We start from the raw sequence: 22093 nt of genomic DNA on the forward strand, positions 1-22093 counted from the left end.
CCCTGCTGTATGGTCAAAAAAGGAACCAAAAAGGATGCTTTTTACTCTGAAGAAAGTGACTGGCGGTCTGTTGCTGCCGCTTCCCTTTATGCTGCTCATCATGGGCGTGGGGCTGGCGCTGGTATGGTTTAGCCGCTTTCAGAAAACCGGGAAGGCGTTTATCAGCCTGGGATGGCTGGCAATATTTCTGTTAAGCCTGCAACCTGTTGCTGACCGTTTGCTCAAACCGATTGAAGACAGTTACCCCACCTGGCAGGGAACGCAAAAAGTAGACTATATCGTGGTACTGGGCGGCGGCTACACCTGGAACCCCCAGTGGGCGCCCAGTTCGAATCTGATCAATAACAGCCTCCCACGTCTGAACGAAGGCGTACGCCTCTGGCTGGTCAATCCGGGATCGAAACTGATCTTTACGGGCGCGGCGGCAAAAACCAATCGCGTGAGTACGGCAGAAGCGGGTGCAAGAGTGGCACAATCGCTGGGTGTGCCGCGCAGCGACATCATCACGCTGGATCAGCCAAAAGATACCGAAGAAGAGGCGGAAGCGGTGAAACAGGCCATCGGCGATTCCCCTTTCCTGCTGGTCACTTCCGCCTCCCACTTACCGCGCGCCATGATCTTCTTCCAGAATGTTGGGTTACATCCGCTGCCTGCGCCAGCCAATCAACTGGCGATAGATTCACCGTTAAATCCGTGGGAGCGAGCAATTCCCTCCCCGGTATGGTTGATGCATAGCGATCGCGCCGGTTATGAAACGCTGGGGCGCATCTGGCAGTGGCTGAAAGGCGCGTCAGGCGAGCCAGGGCAGCAGTGATTTTGTCGCGAGGTCAAAGTTGGAGCGGCTAAAACGCCCGGTATTGACCAGCTGCGCGACTTCGTCCCATAACACATAAAGCCAACGCCGCCAGATGAACGATTCCGCCACTGGCGCGTGTTGCAGATAATGCCAGAGCAACCCTTCCGCCAGCGCATTGTCCATCAGCCGAAACAGTTCATACTCTCGTGGCGCCCACAGCATAACGCCAGGCCCCACCATCGCCAGAAGCTGATCGCTGCGGGCGTCTTTCAGCATACTGCGCAGGCTAAAATTGCCGTGGATGAGCACGCAATTATCATTAAATCCTTCAAACAGCGCAGGCAGGCACTCCCGGGTACGAAACAGAATGCGTTTATCCTGCATGGTTAACCCGGTGTTGTTGAACTGGTTTAACGTCGTCCATAGCACTTCAACACGCTGGCGATACCAGGACGGCCAGATATTTTCCTGCGTATGATCCACCGCGCCCACGCAACCCCGGCTGTCCTGTCGATGCCAGGCTAACAAACCTTCTACAATCTGATCCTTCAACTGCTCCCAGCGCTCAGGCGTGCGGGCGGGCGCTTCCACAGAGACGCCACGCAGACGCTCCAGCAGCAGGACATCAGGCCCGGGGTGTTCCTCATGCGTCATCACGCCATAGACAACCGGCATGCGTACCGTGCCGCTACGCGCCAGCATGGTCGTTTTCCATGCCAGTTGCTGCGCCACGCCGGGGGTCGTAAAACTTCTCGCCATCAGCGGCATCGGGTTTCCCTGACTGTCGTACAGCGACCACAAGGCCGTATCCGCCTTTTCACTCACGCACTCTATACGGCTGAGTTTTTCGCCCAGCAGATGACTCAGTTCGGCTCGCAGCTGTTCCATTTCAGATTGCCCTCATAAACGCCACTGCTTTTATAATGAGCGCCGTATGGACAGATGTCACCCGGATGAGATCAATTGATGAAAAGAAAAATGAAGGGAAAATCGTAACGATACGACACTCCTCCCATTTGCGAGAGGAGTGCGATAGCGGATATCAGCGCATTTCGGCGCGAACGCGCTCAAGATCTTCGGCTGTATCAACGCCCGTTCCCGGGACCTCTTTGGCGACGGCGACATGGATTTTTTCGCCATACCACAGCACACGAAGCTGCTCCAGCATCTCAATATGCTCAAGCGGGCTGGGCTGCCAGTTCACGTAGCGGCGAATAAACCCGGCGCGATAGCCGTAAATTCCCAGATGGCGCAGGAACGTGTCGCCCACGGTCTCAAGGCTTTTCGCAAAACGATCGCGATCCCAGGGGATCGTCGCACGCGAGAAATAAAGCGCATAGCCTTCAGCGTCCAGCACAACTTTCACTGCATTAGGATTAAAGGCTTCTTCAGCACCGTGAATCGGCGCCGCCAGCGTCGCCATACCAACCTGGCGCTGCGCCAGGTTTTCCGCCACCTGACGAATAATCACCGCCGGGATCATCGGCTCATCGCCCTGCACGTTCACAATAACGGTATCATCGCTAAAACCGCATTTTTCGACGACTTCCGCCAGACGCTCCGTCCCGGACTGATGGTCAGCGCGCGTCATGCAGACTTCCCCACCCGCCGCTTCTACCGCGCGAGCGACATCTTCATGGTCCGTCGCGACAATAATGCGTTCAGCGCCAGATTCGCGCGCGCGTTCCAGAACATGCACGATCATCGGTTTGCCGTTGATATCCAGTAAAGGCTTACCGGGCAGACGCGTGGACGAAAAACGAGCGGGAATAATGACCACAAAACTCATGATTTACTCTCATCAGCAGTAATGGAACGCGCTTCCGTTTCCAGCAATACCGGAATGCCATCGCGCAATGGGAAAGCCAGGTTATCCAGTTTGCAAATCAGTTCTTGTTTTTCCTGGTTATACCAGAGTTTGCCGTTGCATACCGGGCAGGCAATGATTTCAAGTAGACGATGATCCATAGTTCCTCCAGATGGACCGGATTGTGAATCCATCAATATTAACATAATCGTTTATGAGACCGCGTCTATTTCCCAGCCATGACAATTTTCTGCAAACAAGCCGGATGGGCAGTTCCCTAGCGTGACGCGGCTGGCCTGTTGCCAGCGAGCAAACGCATTAATCGCCTGTAACAACCCTTTTTGCAGCGTCGGGCCCGGTTTAACCCCCTCCTGCAACCAGAGCGATATGACTTCCAGCACGCCCGTTTTGCGATGCATTTTGGCATCCATACGCCCAACCAACTGCCCCCGATGCAGCAGCGGCAAAACAAAATAGCCGTACTGGCGTTTAGGCGCCGGGGTATAGCATTCCAGGCGGTAGCTAAAATCGAACAACTGCTCTGCCCGTTTCCGGTCCCAGACGACGGGATCAAAAGGGGATAAAACCGCGCTATGCGTAGCGGTGAGCTTATTGTTCAGCGCCTGCTCCAGTAGCGGCAACAGATCGGCGTGTAGCCACATTGCCCCCAGCCTGTCGGCCTGAACGGGAACCAGTTGCCCTTGTTCAACGCGGATATCACGCCACGTTTTCACTTCAGGTCGCCGCAGGCGATAGTAATCCGCCAGCCACTGCTCGCGAAAAATCCCCAGACTGCGCGCGCTATTATCCAGCATGGCGATTTCTGCTTCTGCCTGCGACAGTAAATCGCGTTTATCGTCCCAGTGCGGCATCACGCGTTGCGTCAGGTCATACACGCGCTGAAAGTTGCGCCGTTCTACAACCATGACTTTCCCGGCAGTGAACAATCCTTCAAGATGGCGCTTATGCGGCTTCCATTCCCACCATCCACTGGCGCCTTTGCGTGGATGCGCAAAATCCGCTGAGCGCACAGGGCCGTTATGGTGAATATGCTGGATCAACTGCGCGATCTCATCGGCATGTTCCTGCATCCACGATGCTTTGTACTTCCAGCCCATCTTCTCAGGCGCCAGCATACGGTGACGAATTAGCGTAAAGTCGCTACGCGGTAAGAAACAGGCCTCATGCGCCCAGTATTCCATGAGTTCGCCACGCGACAACGAGTCGTCCAGCCACTGTTGCAGGTAGTGGCCCCAGGCGGCTAAACAGCACCAGATAGGGGCTGCGCGCCACAACGTTGATCGTATCGATTTGCAATAAAGACATGCGCGAAATCGTCGCGAGAATATCCGCAGGCAATGCCTGACGGCGGGGCTTTTTCAGCAAACCTTGCGCAGCAAGATGGAGATGACGAACATCCGTAAGAGAGAGATGCGGCAACGACATGTATAACTCCGGGAATCGTTCGCTGCCGCCACATCAATTTGTGCTAGCTAGCCAGCGAGATGAGTTGTTCAAGCAGTGCGTCAGGTTGTTCACCCGACAAACGCGCGTCTACAGGTAAATACCACCAGTTGTCCTCGGCAAATCCCCGGCATTTAACGGCATCTTTTTCCGTCATGACCAGCGTTTGCCCGTCGGTTACTAACGCCTTCACATCGTTAGAGGCGAGAGACTGATGATCGGCCAACGGAACGCATTTCTGTAGCGACGCCCCACACGCTTCGAGCGTAGCAAAGAAACGTGGAGGATGGCCAATCCCCGCCATCGCGACAATGTTACTTAACTCCGCGACATGACGGCGCTCACCGGTGCATAAATTGACCGCCAGCCCTGGCGCCAGCTGCATCGGAATTTCTCCTGGTCTGGCAACGCCGCCGTTGACGATCACCGCATCTACCGATTTAAGCCGACTGGCGCGCTCACGCATCGGCCCTGCGGGCAACCACCAGCCATTGCCAAACCGACGCACGCCGTCGATGACAACGATTTCAATATCGCGCGCCAGACGATAATGCTGTAGCCCGTCATCCGTCACGATAATTTGTACATCGTGACGCGCGAGAATCGCTTTTACTGCGTCTGAGCGAACCGGCGAGACAGCAACAGGCGCGCCGGTTCGTTGATAGATCAGTACCGGCTCATCGCCCGCTTCCGCAGAGGACGTTTGTGGAGTAAGCAACAGCGGATAAGACGCCGCTTTACCGCCATACCCCCGAGAAACAACCCCCACGCGAATGCCGCGCTGTTGCAGTTGCTCGACCAGCCAGATAACGACCGGCGTTTTTCCGTTGCCTCCCGCCGTAAGGTTTCCGACGACAACGACCGGCACCGGCGCACGCCAGGCGCGTTTAATTCCCAGCCGGTAGCACAGGCGAATCCCCCCACTCACCAGGCCATACAGCCAGGAGAGTGGGAGCAACAGACGCCACAGGGGCGATTCACCAGACCAGATGCGGGCGATCATTGGCCAAATTGCATTTTATGCAGTTGCGAATACACACCGCGCTGCTCCAGCAATTCGCGATGGGTTCCACGCTCAACAATAATCCCGTCTTCCACCACGACAATTTCATCAGCTTGTTCAATCGTTGAAAGGCGGTGCGCGATAACCAGCGAAGTACGGTTTTTCTGCAACTCATCCAGCGCGGACTGAATCGCGCGTTCGGATTCGGTGTCCAGCGCAGAGGTGGCTTCATCCAGAATCAGGATTGGGCTGTCACGCAGCAACGCACGGGCAATCGCGATACGCTGACGCTGGCCACCAGAAAGCAGTACGCCGTTCTCGCCGATAACCGTATCCAGACCGTTATCCATCTTGCTGATAAAGTCCATGGCATACGCCATACGCGCCGCTTCTTCAATTTGCTCGCGGCTGTACTCTTCAGTACGCGCATAGGCGATGTTGTTCGCAACCGTATCGTTAAACAGGTGCACATTCTGCGAAACCAGCGCGACCTGATTACGCAATGAAGACAGGGTATATTCACGCAGATCGTGTCCATCCATCAGGATATTCCCTTCATTGATGTCGTAGAAACGCGTGATCAGACTGGCAATGGTTGATTTACCTGAACCGGAACGCCCAACCAGCGCAACCGTCTTACCCGCCGGAATGTGCAGATTGATATTGCGCAGCGCTGGCGTTTCACGCCCCGGATAGGTAAAGGTCACATTGCGGAATTCCAGATCGCCCGTCGAACGTTCAATTACGCGTTTGCCTTCGTCTTTCTCTTGCTCGCTATCCAGAATAGCAAACAGCGTCTGGCACGCCGCCATGCCACGCTGGAACTGCGCATTGACGTTGGTCAGCGATTTCAGAGGACGCATCAGGGCAATCATTGATGAGAATACGACGGTAATCGTACCCGCAGTCAGGCTGTCCATTACGCTCGGGAAGCTAGCCGCATAGAGAACAAAGGCCAGCGCCAGAGACGCGATCAGCTGAATGATCGGATCAGAGATGGATGATGCAGACACCATTTTCATCCCTTGCAGACGCATTTTATTGCTGACTTTGTCAAAACGCTTCGTTTCAACTTCCTGACCGCCAAAGATAAGCACTTCTTTGTGGCCTTTCAGCATCTGCTCTGCACTGGTGGTCACCTGCCCCATCGTGTTTTGCATGTTTTTACTGATGCTACGGAAACGCTTCGATACCACGCGAATCGCAATAGACACAACAGGCGCCAAAATGACCAGAATGATCGACAGTTGCCAGCTGTTATAGAACATCATGATAAACAAAGCGATGATCGATGCACCTTCACGCACGACCGTAATCAACGCCCCGGAAGACGATGACGCAACCTGTTCTGAGTCATAGGTAATACGAGAAAGCAGTGTCCCCGTTGATTGTTTATCAAAGAATGCAACAGGCATCCCCATCATATGACCAAACAGACGACGGCGCATGGTCATCACCACTTTGCCCGATACCCATGAAATACAATAGCTGGAAATATAGCTGGTGATACCACGTAATATCATCAGGCCAATAACCACCAGCGGCATCCAAAGCAGCACCGATCGATCTGTTTTACCAAAACCATCGTCCAGCAATGGTTTGAGGAGCGATAACATAAAAGCATCGCTGGCCGCATTGAGGATCAACGCGACACCCGCCACGATCAGCCCAGTTTTGAAAGGCGCAATGGTAGGCCACAGTCGGCGGAACGTCTGCCACGTAGAGAGATCTTTATCGTTATGCATTCAAAAAACCAGCATTTGTTGAAATAGCCGCATATTCTACCCGTTATCCTCTGACACGCCAAACCACTGATGATACCAACGAGGTAAAATTTGCTCCCGTAAACCTCGTATGCGCCAGCCTTGCGGGGAAAAATCCACCGAAATTTGCCCCTGATGCGGGGTATCCAGCCACTGATAACCTTGCTGTTGATAGCGCTGTTGTACCTTCCAGGAAGGCAGATGCCAGGCGTTGTAGCGCGATGCCGACGCCAGCGCGGCCAGGCCCTCAACCCGTTGAATTAACGCTAATGACGACGATGTATTACTGCCATGATGCGGAACCTGAATGATTGTCGCCTGCAAATGACGCCAATAACGACTTAGCATTTTTTGTTCAGCCGGAGATTCAATATCGCCCGTCAGCAAAATACTCTGCTTTCCGTCATCCACTTTAACCACGCAGGAATGGTTGTTGCCCTTTTCCCTGTTTCCTTTAATCGGCCAGTGTGCGCTGAAGGATAGCCCCTGCCACGTCCACTGCTCCGCACGAAAGCACGGCAGATGGCCCTTCCAGCCTAATGGGCTTCGTATCCAGAGCGAAGGCCACGTCTTCTGTAATGATGACAGGCCACCCCGATGATCCAGATGTTCATGGCTCAGGATAATCCCCTCAGGTTCCAGATTGTGCCAGCGTAGCCAGGGAATGATGAGCTGCTGTGCGCTATCGCCATCCGGCCAGGCGCGTCCCGTATCATAAAGTATCGCTTTCCCGTTATGCGCGATAACCATCGCCAGCCCCTGTCCGACATCCAGCATATGAACCTGCCACGCCTCCGTGCGCGGCGTACGCCATAACGGCCAGCTCAACAGCAACACGCCAGACAAACAGATCACCGGGTAAGTTCGCCAGGCATTCAATCGCCACGCCATAAGCGTTAACCAGGGAGCCAAAGACAAGTATTGCCAGCGATAATCAATATTAATCCACCCTTCCGGCAGACTTTTCAGCGCCCGGAACAACACGTCCAGAGAGGCGTCAGCCAGCGCCCAGAGGCCTTCTTCAGCCATCAGCGGCCCGATCAAATGGCCGATCATTCCCGCCAGTATCAGTGGTACAGAGATAAATGTAACCAAAGGAACAGCAAACAGATTCGCCAGAAAAGAGGTCACACTTACGCCATGAAAAAGCGCTATTTGCACAGGTAAGAGCAGAAGCGTAATGCCCAACTGTAAGTGAACGAGGTCCAACGCGACTTTCCCTGCCCAAGGCAACGCCCAGGCCGGTACAGGAAACCACTGATACCAGAAAATAAGCGCAGCGACGGCAAAGGCCGAAAGCCACAGACTTTGCGACAGAACAGCAATCGGATCGGCAATCACTATTGCCGCCAGACAGCAGAACCAGACCTCCCAACCGCTCCATTGCCGACCGCTCAGCTTCAGTAATCCCCACGATGCCAGCGCCACAACCGTACGCAACGCGGGGGGTTGTAACCCCGTGAGCCAGGCATAAAACGTCGCGCACACAATCCCTCCCACTAACGGCGTTTGCCAATGAATCCACCGGGTGGGAAGTAAAAATTGCGCGCCACGAATCAATCCTCCGGCCAGCAGTGCGGCAAAGGCGATATGCAACCCTGAAATGGCCATCAGGTGCGCTGTACCAGTATCGCGCATAATATTTTTGACCTCTTGCGATACTGATAAACGCTCGCCCATGCCTAATGCCAGGATAACCTGCTGCCAGGGGTAGCGCGCCAGCGTGGTATTGAGGGAGGCAAGATAACGCGCGCGTAAACTACATGACGATTCGATGACCGTCGCATGCAGAAACCGGCCGCTCAGAGGCTGATGTTGCGTGAGCGCATAACGCTGGCTATCAAATCCCCCCTCATTAAGCTGACCATGCACGGCACGGACTTTTAGTTTCATCGCCCAACGTTGACCTGCACACACCTCGCCGGGCAAATATTGTCCATAAAGAACAACGCCCACCGAGGGAAACAGGCGTTTCCCCTGTACATGGGTAATTTGCCCGTAATGTGTGGTGGCATGATCGGTCGCCGTAATTTGCACCACGGCTTCTTGTGTTGCGCCAGGCAAGGTATTACCCGGCCAGACGGCTTGCTTTGCAGCAAGTATTCCCCAGAGAAAAAACAGCAGGGTCAAGCTGGCGTACTGCGTATATTTATATGGAACAAAGGACAGCGCGCAGGCAAAACAAAATATGCCAATGAGACACAACGAACCGGGAAGTACAGGTAAGAATATTAGCGGAAGAATTCCGCATAATGCACACACGCTGACCGTTGTTATTTTCATAGACACCTCCCTGTTACAAGAAGTGTGCAGATTTAGCTAACGTTTGTCTGGCGACAATTTGTGGTTATTCGGCGCAAATTCCGTGGTTTTCACGTTAGGAATGCAAGATGCACATAAAAATGAGAGGGGCTTTCCAGTTACGCCTACGAGAACGCATCTGTAGATCTGATAAGCGTAGCGCCATCAGGCGCTGCTTTATGCCGGATGGCGACGCAAAGCGTCTTATCCGGCCTACTGAGTCACGGGAGCATACCTGTAGTCCTGATAAGCGTAGCGCCATCAGGCGCTGCTTTATGCCGGATGGCGACGCGAAGCGTCTTATCCGGCTACGGAGTCACAGGTACATATCTGTAGGCCTGATAAGCGTAGCGTCTTCAGGCGCTGCTTTGTGCCGGATGGCGACGCAAAGCGTCTTATCCGGCCTACGGGAGTCACAGGTACATATCTGTAGGCCTGATAAGCGTAGCGCCATCAGGCGCTGCTTTGTGCCGGATGGCGACGCAAAGTGTCTTATCCGGCCTACGGAGTCACAGGTACATATCTGTAGGCCTGATAAGCGTAGCGCCATCAGGCATAGGTTTATGCCTGATGGCGGCGTTAAAGTCTCTTTTCCGGTCGGAATGCAGAAATGAAAAAAGCACCATTTAGGTGCTTTTTTCTGGATCAAGTTTTTCGTTAAAACTTAACCGTAAATATTGGCGCGATCGCGCAGTTCTTTACCCGGCTTAAAGTGCGGAACATACTTTCCTTCCAGTTCTACTTTATCGCCAGTCTTCGGGTTACGTCCGGTACGAGGTGCGCGGTAGTGCAAAGAAAAGCTGCCGAAACCGCGGATTTCAATACGCTCGCCCTGCGCAAGAGTCGAGGCCATATGTTCCAGCATCTCTTTTACTGCATCTTCAACCGCTTTCGCGGGAATGTGAGATTGCTGGGTTGCAAGTCTTTCAATCAATTCTGACTTGGTCATGATTCCTCCGGTTCCTGTAAGCAAATTGGCTGCTGCTGTTGTTGCATTGATTAAGGGCGGCCGTAGCCGCCCTTAGTGCTTGATTACAGGACGAATCTTGTAATCTGTCAAGTAAACTCATCAAACTTCGGGATAAAACACCCGAAGTTTCAGAGAATTACTCGCCTTTAGCTGCTTTGAAAGCTTCAGCCATTGCGTTGTTGGAGAAGTTTGCATCTTCCTGTTTGTTAACAGTTGCGATTGCATCTTTCTCGTCAGCTTCGTCTTTCGCACGAACAGACAGGCTGATTGCGCGGTTTTTACGATCAACGCCGGTGAATTTAGCTTCAACTTCGTCGCCAACGCTCAGAACCAGAGTCGCATCTTCAACGCGGTCACGGGATGCTTCAGAAGCACGCAGGTAACCTTCAACGCCGTCAGCCAGTTCTACGGTTGCGCCTTTAGCGTCAACAGCAGTAACTTTACCGGTTACGATAGCGCCTTTCTTGTTCAGAGCAACCCAGTTGTTGAACGGATCTTCTGCGAGCTGTTTAACGCCCAGGGAGATACGCTCACGCTCTGCGTCAACTTGCAGAACAACTGCTGCGATTTCGTCGCCTTTTTTGTATTCACGAACTGCTTCTTCGCCTGCAACGTTCCAGGAGATGTCAGACAGGTGAACCAGGCCGTCGATGCCGCCGTCCAGGCCGATGAAGATACCGAAGTCAGTGATAGACTTGATTTTACCTTCAACACGGTCGCCCTTGTTGTGGGTTTCCGCAAACTGCTGCCACGGGTTGGATTTGCACTGTTTCAGACCCAGGGAGATACGACGACGTTCTTCGTCGATATCCAGAACCATAACTTCCACTACATCGCCAACGTTAACAACTTTGGACGGGTGGATGTTTTTGTTGGTCCAATCCATTTCGGAAACGTGAACCAGGCCTTCAACGCCTTCTTCGATTTCAACGAAGCAGCCGTAGTCGGTCAGGTTGGTCACGCGACCAGTCAGTTTGGTACCTTCTGGATAACGCTTAGCGATAGCTACCCACGGATCTTCGCCCAGCTGTTTCAGGCCCAGAGATACACGAGTACGCTCGCGGTCGAACTTCAGCACTTTAACAGTGATTTCGTCGCCAACGTTTACGATTTCGCTCGGATGCTTAACGCGTTTCCATGCCATGTCGGTGATGTGCAGCAGGCCGTCAACGCCACCCAGATCAACGAATGCACCGTAGTCAGTGAGGTTCTTGACGATACCTTTAACTTCCATGCCTTCTTGCAGGTTTTCCAGCAGCTGATCGCGTTCTGCGCTGTTTTCGGATTCGATAACGGCACGACGGGAAACCACAACGTTGTTGCGCTTCTGATCCAGCTTGATGACTTTGAATTCAAGCTCTTTGCCTTCCAGGTGCAGCGTGTCGCGCACCGGACGAACGTCTACCAGGGAACCTGGCAGGAACGCACGAATACCGTTCAGCTCAACAGTGAAGCCGCCCTTAACTTTGCCGTTGATAACACCGGTAACAGTTTCAGCATCTTCGTAAGCTTTTTCCAGCGTGATCCAGGCTTCGTGACGTTTCGCTTTTTCACGGGACAGCAGGGTTTCGCCGAAGCCGTCTTCTACTGCATCCAGAGCAACGTCAACTTCGTCGCCAACCTGGATTTCCAGTTCGCCCTGGGCGTTTTTGAACTGCTCAGCCGGAATGGCGGATTCAGATTTCAGACCAGCGTCAACCAGTACGATATCTTTATCAATAGCAACAACAACGCCGCGAACGATGGAACCCGGGCGGGTTTCGATTTCTTTTAAGGACTCTTCAAAGAGTTGAGCAAAAGATTCAGTCATGTTTAATCTTCAGGTTTCATATTTAACGTCCACCTGGCTCCATGCCGGATGGGGTTGTTTCACATACCCACTGTCAATCCATTGCAGCGGGGGTACTACAAATTCGGTCGCACTTAAGCGAGTGCCAGTTTTTGGCGCGCGTATTGTAACGCTTTTTCAATCACTTGCTCAATGCTTAATCGGGTAGAATCCAGAACTAAAGCATCGGCAGCAGGAACCAGCGGCGCGACAGCGCGATTACGATCGCGGTCGTCACGTTCCTTTATCTCGGCCAAAAGGCGTTCAAAGTTAACACTAAAGCCCTTCTCCTGCAACTGTAGCATACGGCGGTGAGCGCGTTCTTCAGAAGACGCATCCAGGAAAATTTTTACTGGCGCATCAGGGAATACCACCGTTCCCATGTCGCGGCCATCAGCAATCAACCCTGGCGCATCGCGAAACGCACGCTGGCGGCGCAAAAGCGCTTCGCGCACGCGCGGGAATGCAGCGACCTGAGATGCCGCGTTCGCGACTTCTTGCGTGCGGATTTCCCCGCTCACATCTTCCCCTTCCAGAATGACTTCCAGATTGCCATTGGTTGAGACAAAACGAACATCCAGATGAGACGCAAGCGGTACAAGAGCGTCTTCAGAGGTGACATCAACATGATGATGTAAGGCCGCCAGCGCCAGTACACGATAAATCGCGCCCGAGTCTAGCAGATGCCATTGCAATGCTTCCGCCATTGCCTTGCACAAGGTGCCTTTACCTGCACCACTTGGGCCATCAATGGTAATTACCGGGGCAATTGCCGTCATCTTTTTCTCCTTAAACAGGCATACCGTTAACGTGAACGCCGCGCATTATACGCGCCAACGCTCACAATCGTTATCTTTGTATGCAAAAACCCATTTTGTCTGTCATCAGATGAGGAAGATTTGCGCAATTATAGCGGGCTGGCGAAGAACCAGCCCAAAAGATGACAATGTTTTACTTTTATCAGGCAGGCGTACTAATACGCGCCAGTTGCTCGAAGTAATCCGGGAAGGTTTTGGCGGTACATTTCGGATCGAGAATCGTCACCGGCGTATCCGACAACGCGACCAGCGAGAAACACATCGCCATACGGTGATCGTTATAGGTGCCGATTTCGGCGAACTGCAACTGAGCCGGTGGCGTGATACGAATGAAATCATGCCCCTCTTCTACTTCAGCGCCGACTTTACGCAGTTCCGTCGCCATCGCAAACAGGCGGTCAGTCTCTTTCACACGCCAGTTATAGATATTACGCAGCGTGGTGGTGCCTTTAGCAAACAACGCCGCCGTGGCGATGGTCATCGCCGCATCCGGGATATGGTTCATGTCCATATCCACAGCGTTCAATTCACCGCGCGTACAGGCAATGAAGTCATCGCCCCAGGTGATGGTGGCGCCCATCTTCTCCAGTACGTCGGCAAAGCGGATATCGCCCTGCATACTGTTGCGCCCAATCCCCGTCACTTTTACCGTTCCGCCTTTAATGGCGCCAGCGGCAAGGAAATAAGAAGCGGATGACGCGTCGCCTTCCACCAGATATTGACCCGGTGAACGATACTGCTGCTCCCCTTTCACCACAAAACGCTGGTAATTCTGGTTCTCAACCTCAACGCCGAATGTTTTCATCAGGTTCAGCGTGATGTCGATATACGGTTTGGACACCAGATCGCCTTTAATTGCGATCGTCGTATCCTGCGGCGCAAGCGGCGCAGTCATCAGCAGCGCGGTGAGGAACTGACTGGAGACGCTGCCATCAACCTCAACGTGACCGCCGCTAAAACCGCCGCGCAGACGCAGAGGCGGATAGTTTTCCTGCTCCAGATAATCAATCTTCGCACCGCCCTGACGCAGCGCATCGACCAGATGACCGATCGGGCGCTCTTTCATGCGAGGCTCACCGGTCAGCACGATATCATTTGCCCCCAGGCACAGCGCGGCGGCAAGCGGACGCATCGCCGTTCCCGCATTGCCCAGGAACAGTTCCAGCGCGCCTTCGGCATGTAATACGCCGCCCTGCCCGGTAATTTCACAGCGGGTACGGTCGGCGGAAAGGGTATAACTGACCCCCAACGCACTCAGCGCGTTCAGCATATGGCGAACATCATCGCTGTCCAGCAGGTTTGTCAGAACAGTGGTACCGCTTGCTAATGCCGCCAGCAACAAAGCGCGATTCGAAACACTCTTGGAGCCAGGCAGATTGATGGTGCCATCGACCCGCGCGATGGGTTGTAACGTCAGGGATTCCATGAAACTCAACTCTCAAAAACAGAAATAAAAACCCCACAGGCTGGCTGTGGGGATGAAAAAAGAAAACGAATTAGCCGTGGCGACGCTCGAAATCGACCATGAAATCCGTCAACGCCTTCACGCCTTCAAGCGGCATTGCGTTATAGATAGAGGCGCGCATTCCGCCCACCACACGATGACCTTTCAGCGCATGCAGACCCGCAGCGAAAGACTCCTCCAGGAAGACTTTATCAAGCGCGCTGTCCGCTAGCTGGAAAGGCACATTCATACGTGAACGATTCGATTTCGCCACATCGTTACGGTAGAAATCACTGTTATCAATCACGCCATACAGCAGTTCCGCTTTTTGCTGATTGATTTTGTTCATCGCCGCAACGCCGCCCTGCGCTTTCAGCCATTTGAACACCAGGCCAGAGAGATACCAGGCAAAGGTCGGCGGGGTATTGAACATCGAGTCGTTGTCGTTCAGCACGGTGTAATCAAGGATAGACGGGCAAGCGATGTTCGCTTTACCTAACAGATCTTCACGCACGATCACAATTGTCAGCCCCGCCGGGCCGATGTTTTTCTGCGCCCCGGCGTAGATCACGCCATAACGCGACACATCCAGCGGCGCGGAAAGAATTGTGGATGAGAAATCCGCAGCCACAACGACATCCGAACCAAAATTCGGCGTTTCATCAATTGCGATACCGTCGATAGTCTCGTTCGGACAATAATGAACGTAAGCGGCGTTATCAGAAAGCTGCCACTCGCTCATCGGTTTGACCGCACGCAGACCATCAACCGTGACTTTGGCGTCAATCACGTTTGGCGAACAGTATTTTTTCGCTTCTTTAATGGCGCTGGCCGCCCAGTAACCGGCATCAACGTAATCCGCCGACGTTTTATCGCCCAGAATATTTAACGGAATTGCCGCAAACTGCCCACGGCCGCCGCCGTGGCAGAACAATATTTTGTAGTTGGAGGGGATGCTAAGGAGATCGCGAAAATCCTGTTCCGCTTCCTCTGCGACCTGGATAAATTCTTTGCCGCGGTGGCTAATTTCCATTACTGACGTACCAAGACCGTGCCAGTCACGCAGATCCTGTTGAGCCAGTTTAAGCACTTCCGCCGGTAGCATTGCCGGACCTGAACTAAAATTGAAGACCTGAGCCATTTCCCCTCACCACGTTGCGTTATTATCGCCTCAACACCCGGACGTCTGCGCAAGGCAGGACGACGGATATTGGGTATAAGTTATTCCTGTGGATATCGGTTTTATCATTCAGTGACACGCGCCGCAATGGGTAAAACTCATCAGGCCAAAAATGCGCGCTACGTCACACAACAGAATCTATCGGATTGACGACATAAAACCGATAGATTCGCTGTCAGGTAGCCCGTTTTACCCGGCTGGCCTTCGACCATTCTGGATTTGCGCCGCGCGGGCGTCATTGACGATCCCCGGCATTCACAGGAACGACGCTACTACGCACTTTTATTTACGCTGCCGGGGCGGCGGCGATAGCGCCGTCAACATAAAACCCGTATCATTGCGCGCTTTCCGTACGACAAAAGTGATTTTCATGACGCAAACATTTATCCCCGGCAAAGACGCCGCCCTGGAAGATTCCATCGCTCGCTTCCAGCAAAAACTACTCGACCTCGGTTTTCATATTGAAGAGGCCTCCTGGCTGAATCCGGTGCCTAACGTCTGGTCTGTGCATATTCGCGACAAAGAGTGCGCGTTGTGCTTTACCAACGGCAAAGGCGCAACCAAAAAAGCCGCGCTGGCTTCCGCGCTGGGTGAATATTTTGAGCGTCTGTCCACCAACTATTTCTTCGCCGATTTCTGGCTGGGTGAAACCATCGCCAATGGCCCGTTCGTGCATTATCCGAATGAAAAATGGTTCCCGCTAACCGATGACGACGCCCTGCCGGAAGGGTTACTGGATGACCGTCTGCGCGCGTTCTACGACCCGGAAAACGAGCTGGCTGGAAGCATGCTTATCGACCTGCAATCCGGTAACGAAGATCGCGGTATCTGCGGCCTGCCGTTTACCCGCCAGTCTGATAATCACACCGTGTATATTCCGATGAACATTATCGGCAACCTGTACGTTTCCAACGGAATGTCGGCCGGTAACACCCGCAACGAAGCGCGTGTGCAGGGTTTGTCTGAAGTGTTCGAACGTCATGTTAAAAACCGCATCATCGCCGAAAGCATTAGCCTGCCGGAAATTCCAGCCGATGTGCTGGCACGCTACCCGGCAGTGGTAGAGGCCATCGCTAAACTGGAGGCGGAAGGTTTCCCAATCTTCGCTTATGACGGCTCGCTGGGCGGTCAGTATCCGGTTATCTGCGTCGTCCTGTTCAACCCGGCCAACGGCACCTGCTTCGCCTCCTTCGGCGCGCATCCTGATTTCGGCGTTGCGCTGGAGCGCACCGTCACCGAGCTGTTGCAGGGCCGTGGGCTGAAAGATCTTGATGTCTTTACCCCGCCAACGTTCGACGACGAAGAAGTGGCTGAACACACCAACCTTGAGACGCACTTCATTGACTCCAGCGGTTTGATCTCCTGGGATCTGTTCAAGCAGGATGCCGACTACCCGTTTGCTGACTGGAGTTTCTCCGGCACCACGGAAGAAGAGTTCGCCACGCTGATGGCAATCTTCAATGCGGAAGATAAAGAGGTCTATATTGCCGACTATGAGCACCTCGGCGTTTATGCCTGCCGCATTATTGTGCCGGGCATGTCTGATATTTATCCGGCAGAAGATCTGTGGCTCGCCAACAACAGCATGGGCAGCCATCTGCGCGAAACCCTCCTCGCCCTGCCGGGCAGCGCATGGGAGAAAGAGGCTTACCTCAATCTGATTGAACAATTAGATGAAGAAGGCTTTGATGACTTTACCCGCGTGCGCGAGTTACTTGGTCTGGCGACAGGCCCGGATAATGGCTGGTATACCCTGCGCATCGGTGAGCTTAAAGCAATGCTGGCGCTGGCTGGCGGCGATCTGGAGCAGGCGCTGATCTGGACAGAGTGGACGATGGAATTCAACGCCTCCATCTTTAGCGCTGAACGTGCGAACTACTACCGCTGTCTGCAAACGCTGCTGCTTCTGGCGCAGGAAGAAGACCGCGAACCGCTGCAATACCTGAATGCTTTCGTTCGGATGTATGGCGCCGAAGCTGTTGAAGCGGCCAGCGCGGCACTGAGTGGCGAAGCGGCATTTTATGGGCTGCAAGCGGTTGATAGCGATCTGCATGCTTTCGCCTCACATCAGTCTCTGCTGAAAGCCTATGAGAAATTGCAGCGCGCCAAGGCCGCTCACTGGTCAAAATAGAAGCGAATAACCTACTGTAGGTAGGTTTAAACAATCGACTGAGCTATATTACGGGGCGCTTTATGCGCCCTGTTTTTTTATTTTTTTGGCAAACGAAAATAAATGTAATAACAAGGTTAAATATTGGTAGTTGATATTACAGATATTAATGTGCTGGTGTTACTTTATTTGCCAATTACTCCATTTTAATTAACTGCCATCGGGGAGGCTCAGCGAAAAAATTCAACTCACTTTATAATTTTTAAAATTTATTTTTATTTGGATAATCAAATATTTACACCGCAATCGCGTAAAAACCACGCATCTTGCGGGCCTATAAGCCAGGCGAGATATGATCTATATCAAATTCTCATCTATAATGCTTTGTTAGTATCTCGTCGCCGACTTAATAAAGAGAGAGTTAGTGTGAAAGCTGACAACCCTTTTGATCTATTACTCCCTGCTGCAATGGCCAAAGTGGCCGAAGAGGCAGGTGTCTATAAAGCAACGAAACATCCGCTGAAGACTTTCTATCTGGCGATTACCGCGGGTGTGTTCATTTCCATTGCCTTTGTTTTCTATATCACCGCCACAACCGGTACAGGCACAATGCCTTTTGGTATGGCGAAACTGGTTGGAGGCATCTGCTTCTCGCTGGGGCTGATTCTCTGTGTTATCTGCGGCGCAGATCTTTTCACATCAACAGTGCTGATTGTTGTCGCGAAAGCGAGCGGCCGAATCACATGGGGCCAACTGGCAAAAAACTGGCTCAACGTTTATTTTGGTAACCTGATCGGTTGTCTGCTCTTTGTGTTGTTGATGTGGCTTTCCGGCGAGTATATGACCGCCAACGGCGGATGGGGGCTTAACGTCCTGCAAACCGCCGACCACAAGATGCATCATACTTTTATTGAAGCTGTCTGCCTGGGTATCCTGGCTAACCTGATGGTTTGCCTGGCCGTGTGGATGAGCTACTCGGGTCGTAGCCTGATGGACAAAGCGTTTATCATGGTATTGCCCGTCGCCATGTTTGTTGCCAGCGGTTTTGAGCACAGCATCGCAAACATGTTTATGATTCCGATGGGGATTGTAATCCGTGACTTCGCCACACCGGAATTCTGGGCCGCAGTGGGCTCCAGTCCGGAAAGTTTTTCTCACCTGACCGTGATGAATTTCATCACCGATAACCTGATTCCGGTCACAATCGGTAACATTATCGGCGGCGGTTTATTGGTCGGGTTGACATACTGGGTCATTTACCTGCGTGGCGACGATCATCATTGCTGATGAGCGTTATACGCAGTAAATAAAAAATCCACTTAAGAAGGTAGGTGTTACATGTCCGAGCTTAATGAAAAGTTAGCCACAGCCTGGGAAGGTTTTACCAAAGGTGACTGGCAGAATGAAGTAAACGTCCGTGACTTCATTCAGAAAAACTACACTCCGTACGAGGGTGATGAGTCCTTCCTGGCTGGCGCGACGAATGCGACCACTGCACTGTGGGACAGCGTAATGGAAGGCGTTAAACAGGAAAACCGCACTCACGCGCCTGTTGACTTTGACACCTCCGTTGCTTCTACCATCACTTCTCACGACGCTGGCTACATCAATAAAGCGCTTGAGAAAATCGTTGGTCTGCAAACTGAAGCTCCGCTGAAACGTGCGATCATCCCGTTCGGTGGTATCAAAATGGTTGAAGGTTCCTGCAAAGCGTACAATCGCGAGCTGGACCCGATGCTGAAAAAAATCTTCACCGAATACCGCAAAACCCACAACCAGGGCGTATTCGATGTTTATACCAAAGACATTCTGAACTGCCGTAAATCCGGTGTTCTGACTGGTCTGCCGGATGCGTATGGCCGTGGCCGTATCATCGGTGACTACCGTCGCGTTGCGCTGTACGGTATCGACTTCCTGATGAAAGACAAATACGCCCAGTTCGTCTCTTTGCAGTCTGACCTGGAAAACGGCGTAAACCTGGAAGCGACTATCCGTCTGCGTGAAGAAATTGCTGAACAGCACCGCGCGCTGGGTCAGATCAAAGAGATGGCGGCTAAATACGGCTGCGATATCTCTGGTCCGGCTACCAACGCTCAGGAAGCTATCCAGTGGACCTACTTCGGCTACCTGGCCGCTGTTAAGTCTCAGAACGGCGCAGCAATGTCCTTCGGTCGCGTATCCACCTTCCTGGATGCGTACATCGAACGTGATATCAAAGCAGGCAAAATCACCGAACAAGACGCACAGGAAATGATTGACCACCTGGTCATGAAACTGCGTATGGTTCGCTTCCTGCGTACGCCGGAATACGATGAACTGTTCTCTGGCGACCCGATTTGGGCAACTGAATCTATCGGCGGTATGGGCGTTGACGGCCGTACTCTGGTTACCAAAAACAGCTTCCGCTTCCTGAACACCCTGTACACCATGGGTCCGTCTCCTGAGCCGAACATCACCGTTCTGTGGTCTGAAAAACTGCCGCTGAACTTCAAGAAATTCGCCGCTAAAGTGTCCATCGACACCTCTTCTCTGCAATACGAGAACGATGACCTGATGCGTCCAGACTTCAACAACGATGACTACGCTATCGCTTGCTGCGTAAGCCCGATGGTTGTTGGTAAACAAATGCAGTTCTTCGGTGCGCGTGCAAACCTGGCGAAAACCATGCTGTACGCAATCAACGGCGGCGTTGATGAAAAACTGAAAATGCAGGTTGGTCCTAAATCTGAACCGATCAAAGGCGACGTTCTGAACTTCGACGAAGTGATGGACCGCATGGATCACTTCATGGACTGGCTGGCTAAACAGTATGTCACCGCGCTGAACGTTATCCACTACATGCACGACAAGTACAGCTACGAAGCCTCTCTGATGGCGCTGCACGACCGTGACGTTATCCGCACCATGGCGTGTGGTATCGCAGGTCTGTCCGTTGCTGCTGACTCCCTGTCTGCAATCAAATATGCGAAAGTTAAACCGATTCGTGACGAAGACGGCCTGGCTGTAGACTTCGAAATCGAAGGCGAATACCCGCAGTTTGGTAACAACGACTCTCGCGTTGATGACATGGCGGTTGACCTGGTAGAACGTTTCATGAAGAAAATTCAGAAACTGACCACTTACCGTGGCGCTATCCCGACTCAGTCTGTTCTGACCATCACTTCTAACGTTGTGTATGGTAAGAAAACCGGTAACACCCCAGACGGTCGTCGTGCTGGCGCGCCGTTCGGACCAGGTGCTAACCCAATGCACGGCCGTGACCAGAAAGGTGCTGTTGCCTCTCTGACCTCCGTTGCAAAACTGCCGTTTGCTTACGCTAAAGATGGTATCTCTTACACCTTCTCTATCGTTCCTAACGCACTGGGTAAAGACGACGAAGTACGTAAAACCAACCTGGCGGGTCTGATGGATGGTTACTTCCACCACGAAGCGTCCATCGAAGGTGGTCAGCACCTGAACGTGAACGTGATGAACCGTGAAATGCTGCTGGACGCGATGGAACACCCGGAAAAATATCCGCAGCTGACCATCCGTGTATCAGGTTACGCAGTACGTTTTAACTCCCTGACTAAAGAACAACAGCAGGACGTTATTACTCGTACCTTCACTCAGACCATGTAATTGGGTTTTGACTGAAATCGTACTGTAAAAAGCGTACAATAAAGGCTCCACGTAAGTGGGGCCTTTTTAACAACTAAGTCTCTTTCGCCAGCTATCTATACTCAATGGATGACTGCCAAAACAGACTCGACACAGTTAATAACTGTGCACTAACACGGCCCCGGATGGGCCACATCTGGAGAAACACCGCAATGTCAGTTATTGGTCGCATTCACTCCTTTGAATCCTGTGGCACTGTTGACGGCCCGGGCATCCGCTTTATTACGTTCTTCCAGGGCTGTCTGATGCGCTGCCTGTATTGCCATAACCGCGACACCTGGGATACGCATGGCGGCAAAGAAGTTACCGTTGAAGATCTGATGAAAGAGGTCGTCACCTACCGCCACTTTATGAACGCATCCGGCGGCGGCGTAACGGCTTCCGGCGGCGAAGCGATCTTACAGGCAGAGTTTGTTCGCGACTGGTTCCGCGCCTGTAAGAAAGAAAGCATCCATACCTGTCTTGATACCAACGGCTTTGTTCGCCGCTACGATCCGGTCATCGATGAACTGCTGGAAGTCACCGACCTGGTGATGCTTGACCTGAAGCAGATGAATGACGAGATTCATCAGAATCTGGTTGGCGTATCCAACCATCGCACGCTGGAGTTCGCCAAATACATCTCCGCAAAGGGCATTAAGACCTGGATTCGCTACGTTGTGGTGCCGGGCTGGTCTGACGATGACGACTCAGCACACCGTCTGGGCGAATTCACCCGCGATATGGGCAACGTTGAAAAAATCGAACTGCTGCCCTATCACGAGTTAGGCAAACACAAATGGGTCGCAATGGGCGAAGAATACAAGCTTGATGGCGTTAAACCGCCGAAGAAAGAAACCATGGAGCGCGTAAAAGGTATTCTTGAGCAGTACGGTCATAAAGTGATGTACTGAGTTATTTTGTCGGTATCGCCGGATGGTGACGCGAAAACGTCTTATCCGGCCTACAG

Annotated in this window: 16 protein-coding genes and 1 pseudogene; 5 read left to right on the forward strand and 12 right to left on the reverse strand. The window is 52.7% G+C overall.

The window, feature by feature from the left end; genetic code table 11:
- Positions 1 to 34: 34 nt before the first annotated feature.
- Positions 35 to 814, forward strand: a complete 780-nt coding sequence (gene elyC, locus OGX80_RS10335; protein WP_115181757.1) for an envelope biogenesis factor ElyC — start codon at positions 35 to 37, stop codon at positions 812 to 814.
- Here the strand turns inward: elyC and OGX80_RS10340 are convergent.
- From OGX80_RS10340 to serC, 12 genes and pseudogenes are all read right to left on the reverse strand, one after another.
- Entirely contained in the window at positions 791 to 1684 is an 894-nt protein-coding gene (locus OGX80_RS10340; RefSeq protein WP_012133006.1) for a YcbJ family phosphotransferase, read from the reverse strand. The two genes, elyC and OGX80_RS10340, sit on opposite strands and share 24 nt — an antisense overlap.
- 154 nt (positions 1685 to 1838) lie before the next feature.
- The gene (gene kdsB / locus OGX80_RS10345; protein WP_012133008.1) at positions 1839 to 2585 is read right to left on the reverse strand and encodes a 3-deoxy-manno-octulosonate cytidylyltransferase; all 747 of its coding nucleotides are present in this window, start codon (positions 2583 to 2585) and stop codon (positions 1839 to 1841) included.
- Entirely contained in the window at positions 2582 to 2764 is a 183-nt protein-coding gene (gene ycaR, locus OGX80_RS10350) for a protein YcaR (RefSeq protein WP_012133009.1), read from the reverse strand. Before ycaR ends, kdsB begins: the two co-directional genes overlap by 4 nt.
- Before the next feature lie 51 nt (positions 2765 to 2815).
- Positions 2816 to 4049 (reverse strand): annotated as a pseudogene (locus tag OGX80_RS10355) (winged helix-turn-helix domain-containing protein).
- 43 nt (positions 4050 to 4092) lie between these two features.
- Positions 4093 to 5070 carry a tetraacyldisaccharide 4'-kinase gene (lpxK, locus tag OGX80_RS10360; protein WP_115181759.1) on the reverse strand — a complete coding sequence of 326 codons (978 nt, stop codon included), beginning with the start codon at positions 5068 to 5070 and terminating at the stop codon, positions 4093 to 4095.
- Entirely contained in the window at positions 5067 to 6815 is a 1749-nt protein-coding gene (gene msbA / locus OGX80_RS10365) for a lipid A ABC transporter ATP-binding protein/permease MsbA (protein WP_104868839.1), read from the reverse strand. The genes lpxK and msbA overlap by 4 nt, the downstream gene beginning before the upstream one ends.
- Before the next feature lie 36 nt (positions 6816 to 6851).
- The gene (locus OGX80_RS10370; RefSeq protein ID WP_115181760.1) at positions 6852 to 9116 is read right to left on the reverse strand and encodes a ComEC family protein; all 2265 of its coding nucleotides are present in this window, start codon (positions 9114 to 9116) and stop codon (positions 6852 to 6854) included.
- Positions 9117 to 9798: 682 nt separating this feature from the next.
- Complete coding sequence (gene ihfB, locus OGX80_RS10375) at positions 9799 to 10083, reverse strand: integration host factor subunit beta (protein WP_000167332.1); 285 nt, start codon at positions 10081 to 10083, stop codon at positions 9799 to 9801.
- 157 nt (positions 10084 to 10240) lie between these two features.
- Positions 10241 to 11914, reverse strand: a complete 1674-nt coding sequence (rpsA, locus tag OGX80_RS10380) for a 30S ribosomal protein S1 (RefSeq protein ID WP_012133016.1) — start codon at positions 11912 to 11914, stop codon at positions 10241 to 10243.
- A 113-nt stretch (positions 11915 to 12027) separates the two neighbouring features.
- Complete coding sequence (gene cmk / locus OGX80_RS10385) at positions 12028 to 12711, reverse strand: (d)CMP kinase (RefSeq protein WP_012133018.1); 684 nt, start codon at positions 12709 to 12711, stop codon at positions 12028 to 12030.
- A gap of 181 nt (positions 12712 to 12892) precedes the next feature.
- Entirely contained in the window at positions 12893 to 14176 is a 1284-nt protein-coding gene (gene aroA, locus OGX80_RS10390) for a 3-phosphoshikimate 1-carboxyvinyltransferase (RefSeq protein ID WP_012133019.1), read from the reverse strand.
- 70 nt (positions 14177 to 14246) lie between these two features.
- Positions 14247 to 15335, reverse strand: a complete 1089-nt coding sequence (serC, locus tag OGX80_RS10395) for a 3-phosphoserine/phosphohydroxythreonine transaminase (protein ID WP_115181761.1) — start codon at positions 15333 to 15335, stop codon at positions 14247 to 14249.
- Positions 15336 to 15744: 409 nt separating this feature from the next.
- Here serC and ycaO point away from each other — a divergent pair, with 409 nt between their 5' ends.
- The 4 genes from ycaO to pflA all read left to right on the forward strand — a co-directional run bounded on the left by ycaO (position 15745) and on the right by pflA (position 22037).
- On the forward strand, positions 15745 to 17505 hold the full coding sequence (gene ycaO / locus OGX80_RS10400) for a 30S ribosomal protein S12 methylthiotransferase accessory factor YcaO (RefSeq protein WP_024130477.1): 1761 nt from the start codon (positions 15745 to 15747) through the stop codon (positions 17503 to 17505).
- 405 nt (positions 17506 to 17910) lie between these two features.
- Positions 17911 to 18771, forward strand: a complete 861-nt coding sequence (gene focA / locus OGX80_RS10405; RefSeq protein WP_024130478.1) for a formate transporter FocA — start codon at positions 17911 to 17913, stop codon at positions 18769 to 18771.
- Positions 18772 to 18822: 51 nt separating this feature from the next.
- On the forward strand, positions 18823 to 21105 hold the full coding sequence (pflB, locus tag OGX80_RS10410; RefSeq protein ID WP_012133023.1) for a formate C-acetyltransferase: 2283 nt from the start codon (positions 18823 to 18825) through the stop codon (positions 21103 to 21105).
- 191 nt (positions 21106 to 21296) lie between these two features.
- The gene (pflA, locus tag OGX80_RS10415; protein WP_024130479.1) at positions 21297 to 22037 is read left to right on the forward strand and encodes a pyruvate formate lyase 1-activating protein; all 741 of its coding nucleotides are present in this window, start codon (positions 21297 to 21299) and stop codon (positions 22035 to 22037) included.
- Positions 22038 to 22093: the final 56 nt, after the last annotated feature.

The sequence above is a fragment of the Citrobacter sp. CK194 genome, from assembly GCF_030333395.1.
Classification (GTDB): Bacteria; Pseudomonadota; Gammaproteobacteria; order Enterobacterales; family Enterobacteriaceae; genus Citrobacter_B; species Citrobacter_B koseri.

What these genes read in the sequence shown, in the direction of transcription:
- elyC (WP_115181757.1), top strand. Translation starts at nt 35, where the DNA reads ATGCTTTTTACTCTGAAGAAAGTGACTGGCGGTCTGTTGCTGCCGCTT.
- OGX80_RS10340 (WP_012133006.1), bottom strand. Translation starts at nt 1,684, where the DNA reads ATGGAACAGCTGCGAGCCGAACTGAGTCATCTGCTGGGCGAAAAACTC.
- kdsB (WP_012133008.1), bottom strand. Translation starts at nt 2,585, where the DNA reads ATGAGTTTTGTGGTCATTATTCCCGCTCGTTTTTCGTCCACGCGTCTG.
- ycaR (WP_012133009.1), bottom strand. Translation starts at nt 2,764, where the DNA reads ATGGATCATCGTCTACTTGAAATCATTGCCTGCCCGGTATGCAACGGC.
- lpxK (WP_115181759.1), bottom strand. Translation starts at nt 5,070, where the DNA reads ATGATCGCCCGCATCTGGTCTGGTGAATCGCCCCTGTGGCGTCTGTTG.
- msbA (WP_104868839.1), bottom strand. Translation starts at nt 6,815, where the DNA reads ATGCATAACGATAAAGATCTCTCTACGTGGCAGACGTTCCGCCGACTG.
- OGX80_RS10370 (WP_115181760.1), bottom strand. Translation starts at nt 9,116, where the DNA reads ATGAAAATAACAACGGTCAGCGTGTGTGCATTATGCGGAATTCTTCCG.
- ihfB (WP_000167332.1), bottom strand. Translation starts at nt 10,083, where the DNA reads ATGACCAAGTCAGAATTGATTGAAAGACTTGCAACCCAGCAATCTCAC.
- rpsA (WP_012133016.1), bottom strand. Translation starts at nt 11,914, where the DNA reads ATGACTGAATCTTTTGCTCAACTCTTTGAAGAGTCCTTAAAAGAAATC.
- cmk (WP_012133018.1), bottom strand. Translation starts at nt 12,711, where the DNA reads ATGACGGCAATTGCCCCGGTAATTACCATTGATGGCCCAAGTGGTGCA.
- aroA (WP_012133019.1), bottom strand. Translation starts at nt 14,176, where the DNA reads ATGGAATCCCTGACGTTACAACCCATCGCGCGGGTCGATGGCACCATC.
- serC (WP_115181761.1), bottom strand. Translation starts at nt 15,335, where the DNA reads ATGGCTCAGGTCTTCAATTTTAGTTCAGGTCCGGCAATGCTACCGGCG.
- ycaO (WP_024130477.1), top strand. Translation starts at nt 15,745, where the DNA reads ATGACGCAAACATTTATCCCCGGCAAAGACGCCGCCCTGGAAGATTCC.
- pflB (WP_012133023.1), top strand. Translation starts at nt 18,823, where the DNA reads ATGTCCGAGCTTAATGAAAAGTTAGCCACAGCCTGGGAAGGTTTTACC.
- pflA (WP_024130479.1), top strand. Translation starts at nt 21,297, where the DNA reads ATGTCAGTTATTGGTCGCATTCACTCCTTTGAATCCTGTGGCACTGTT.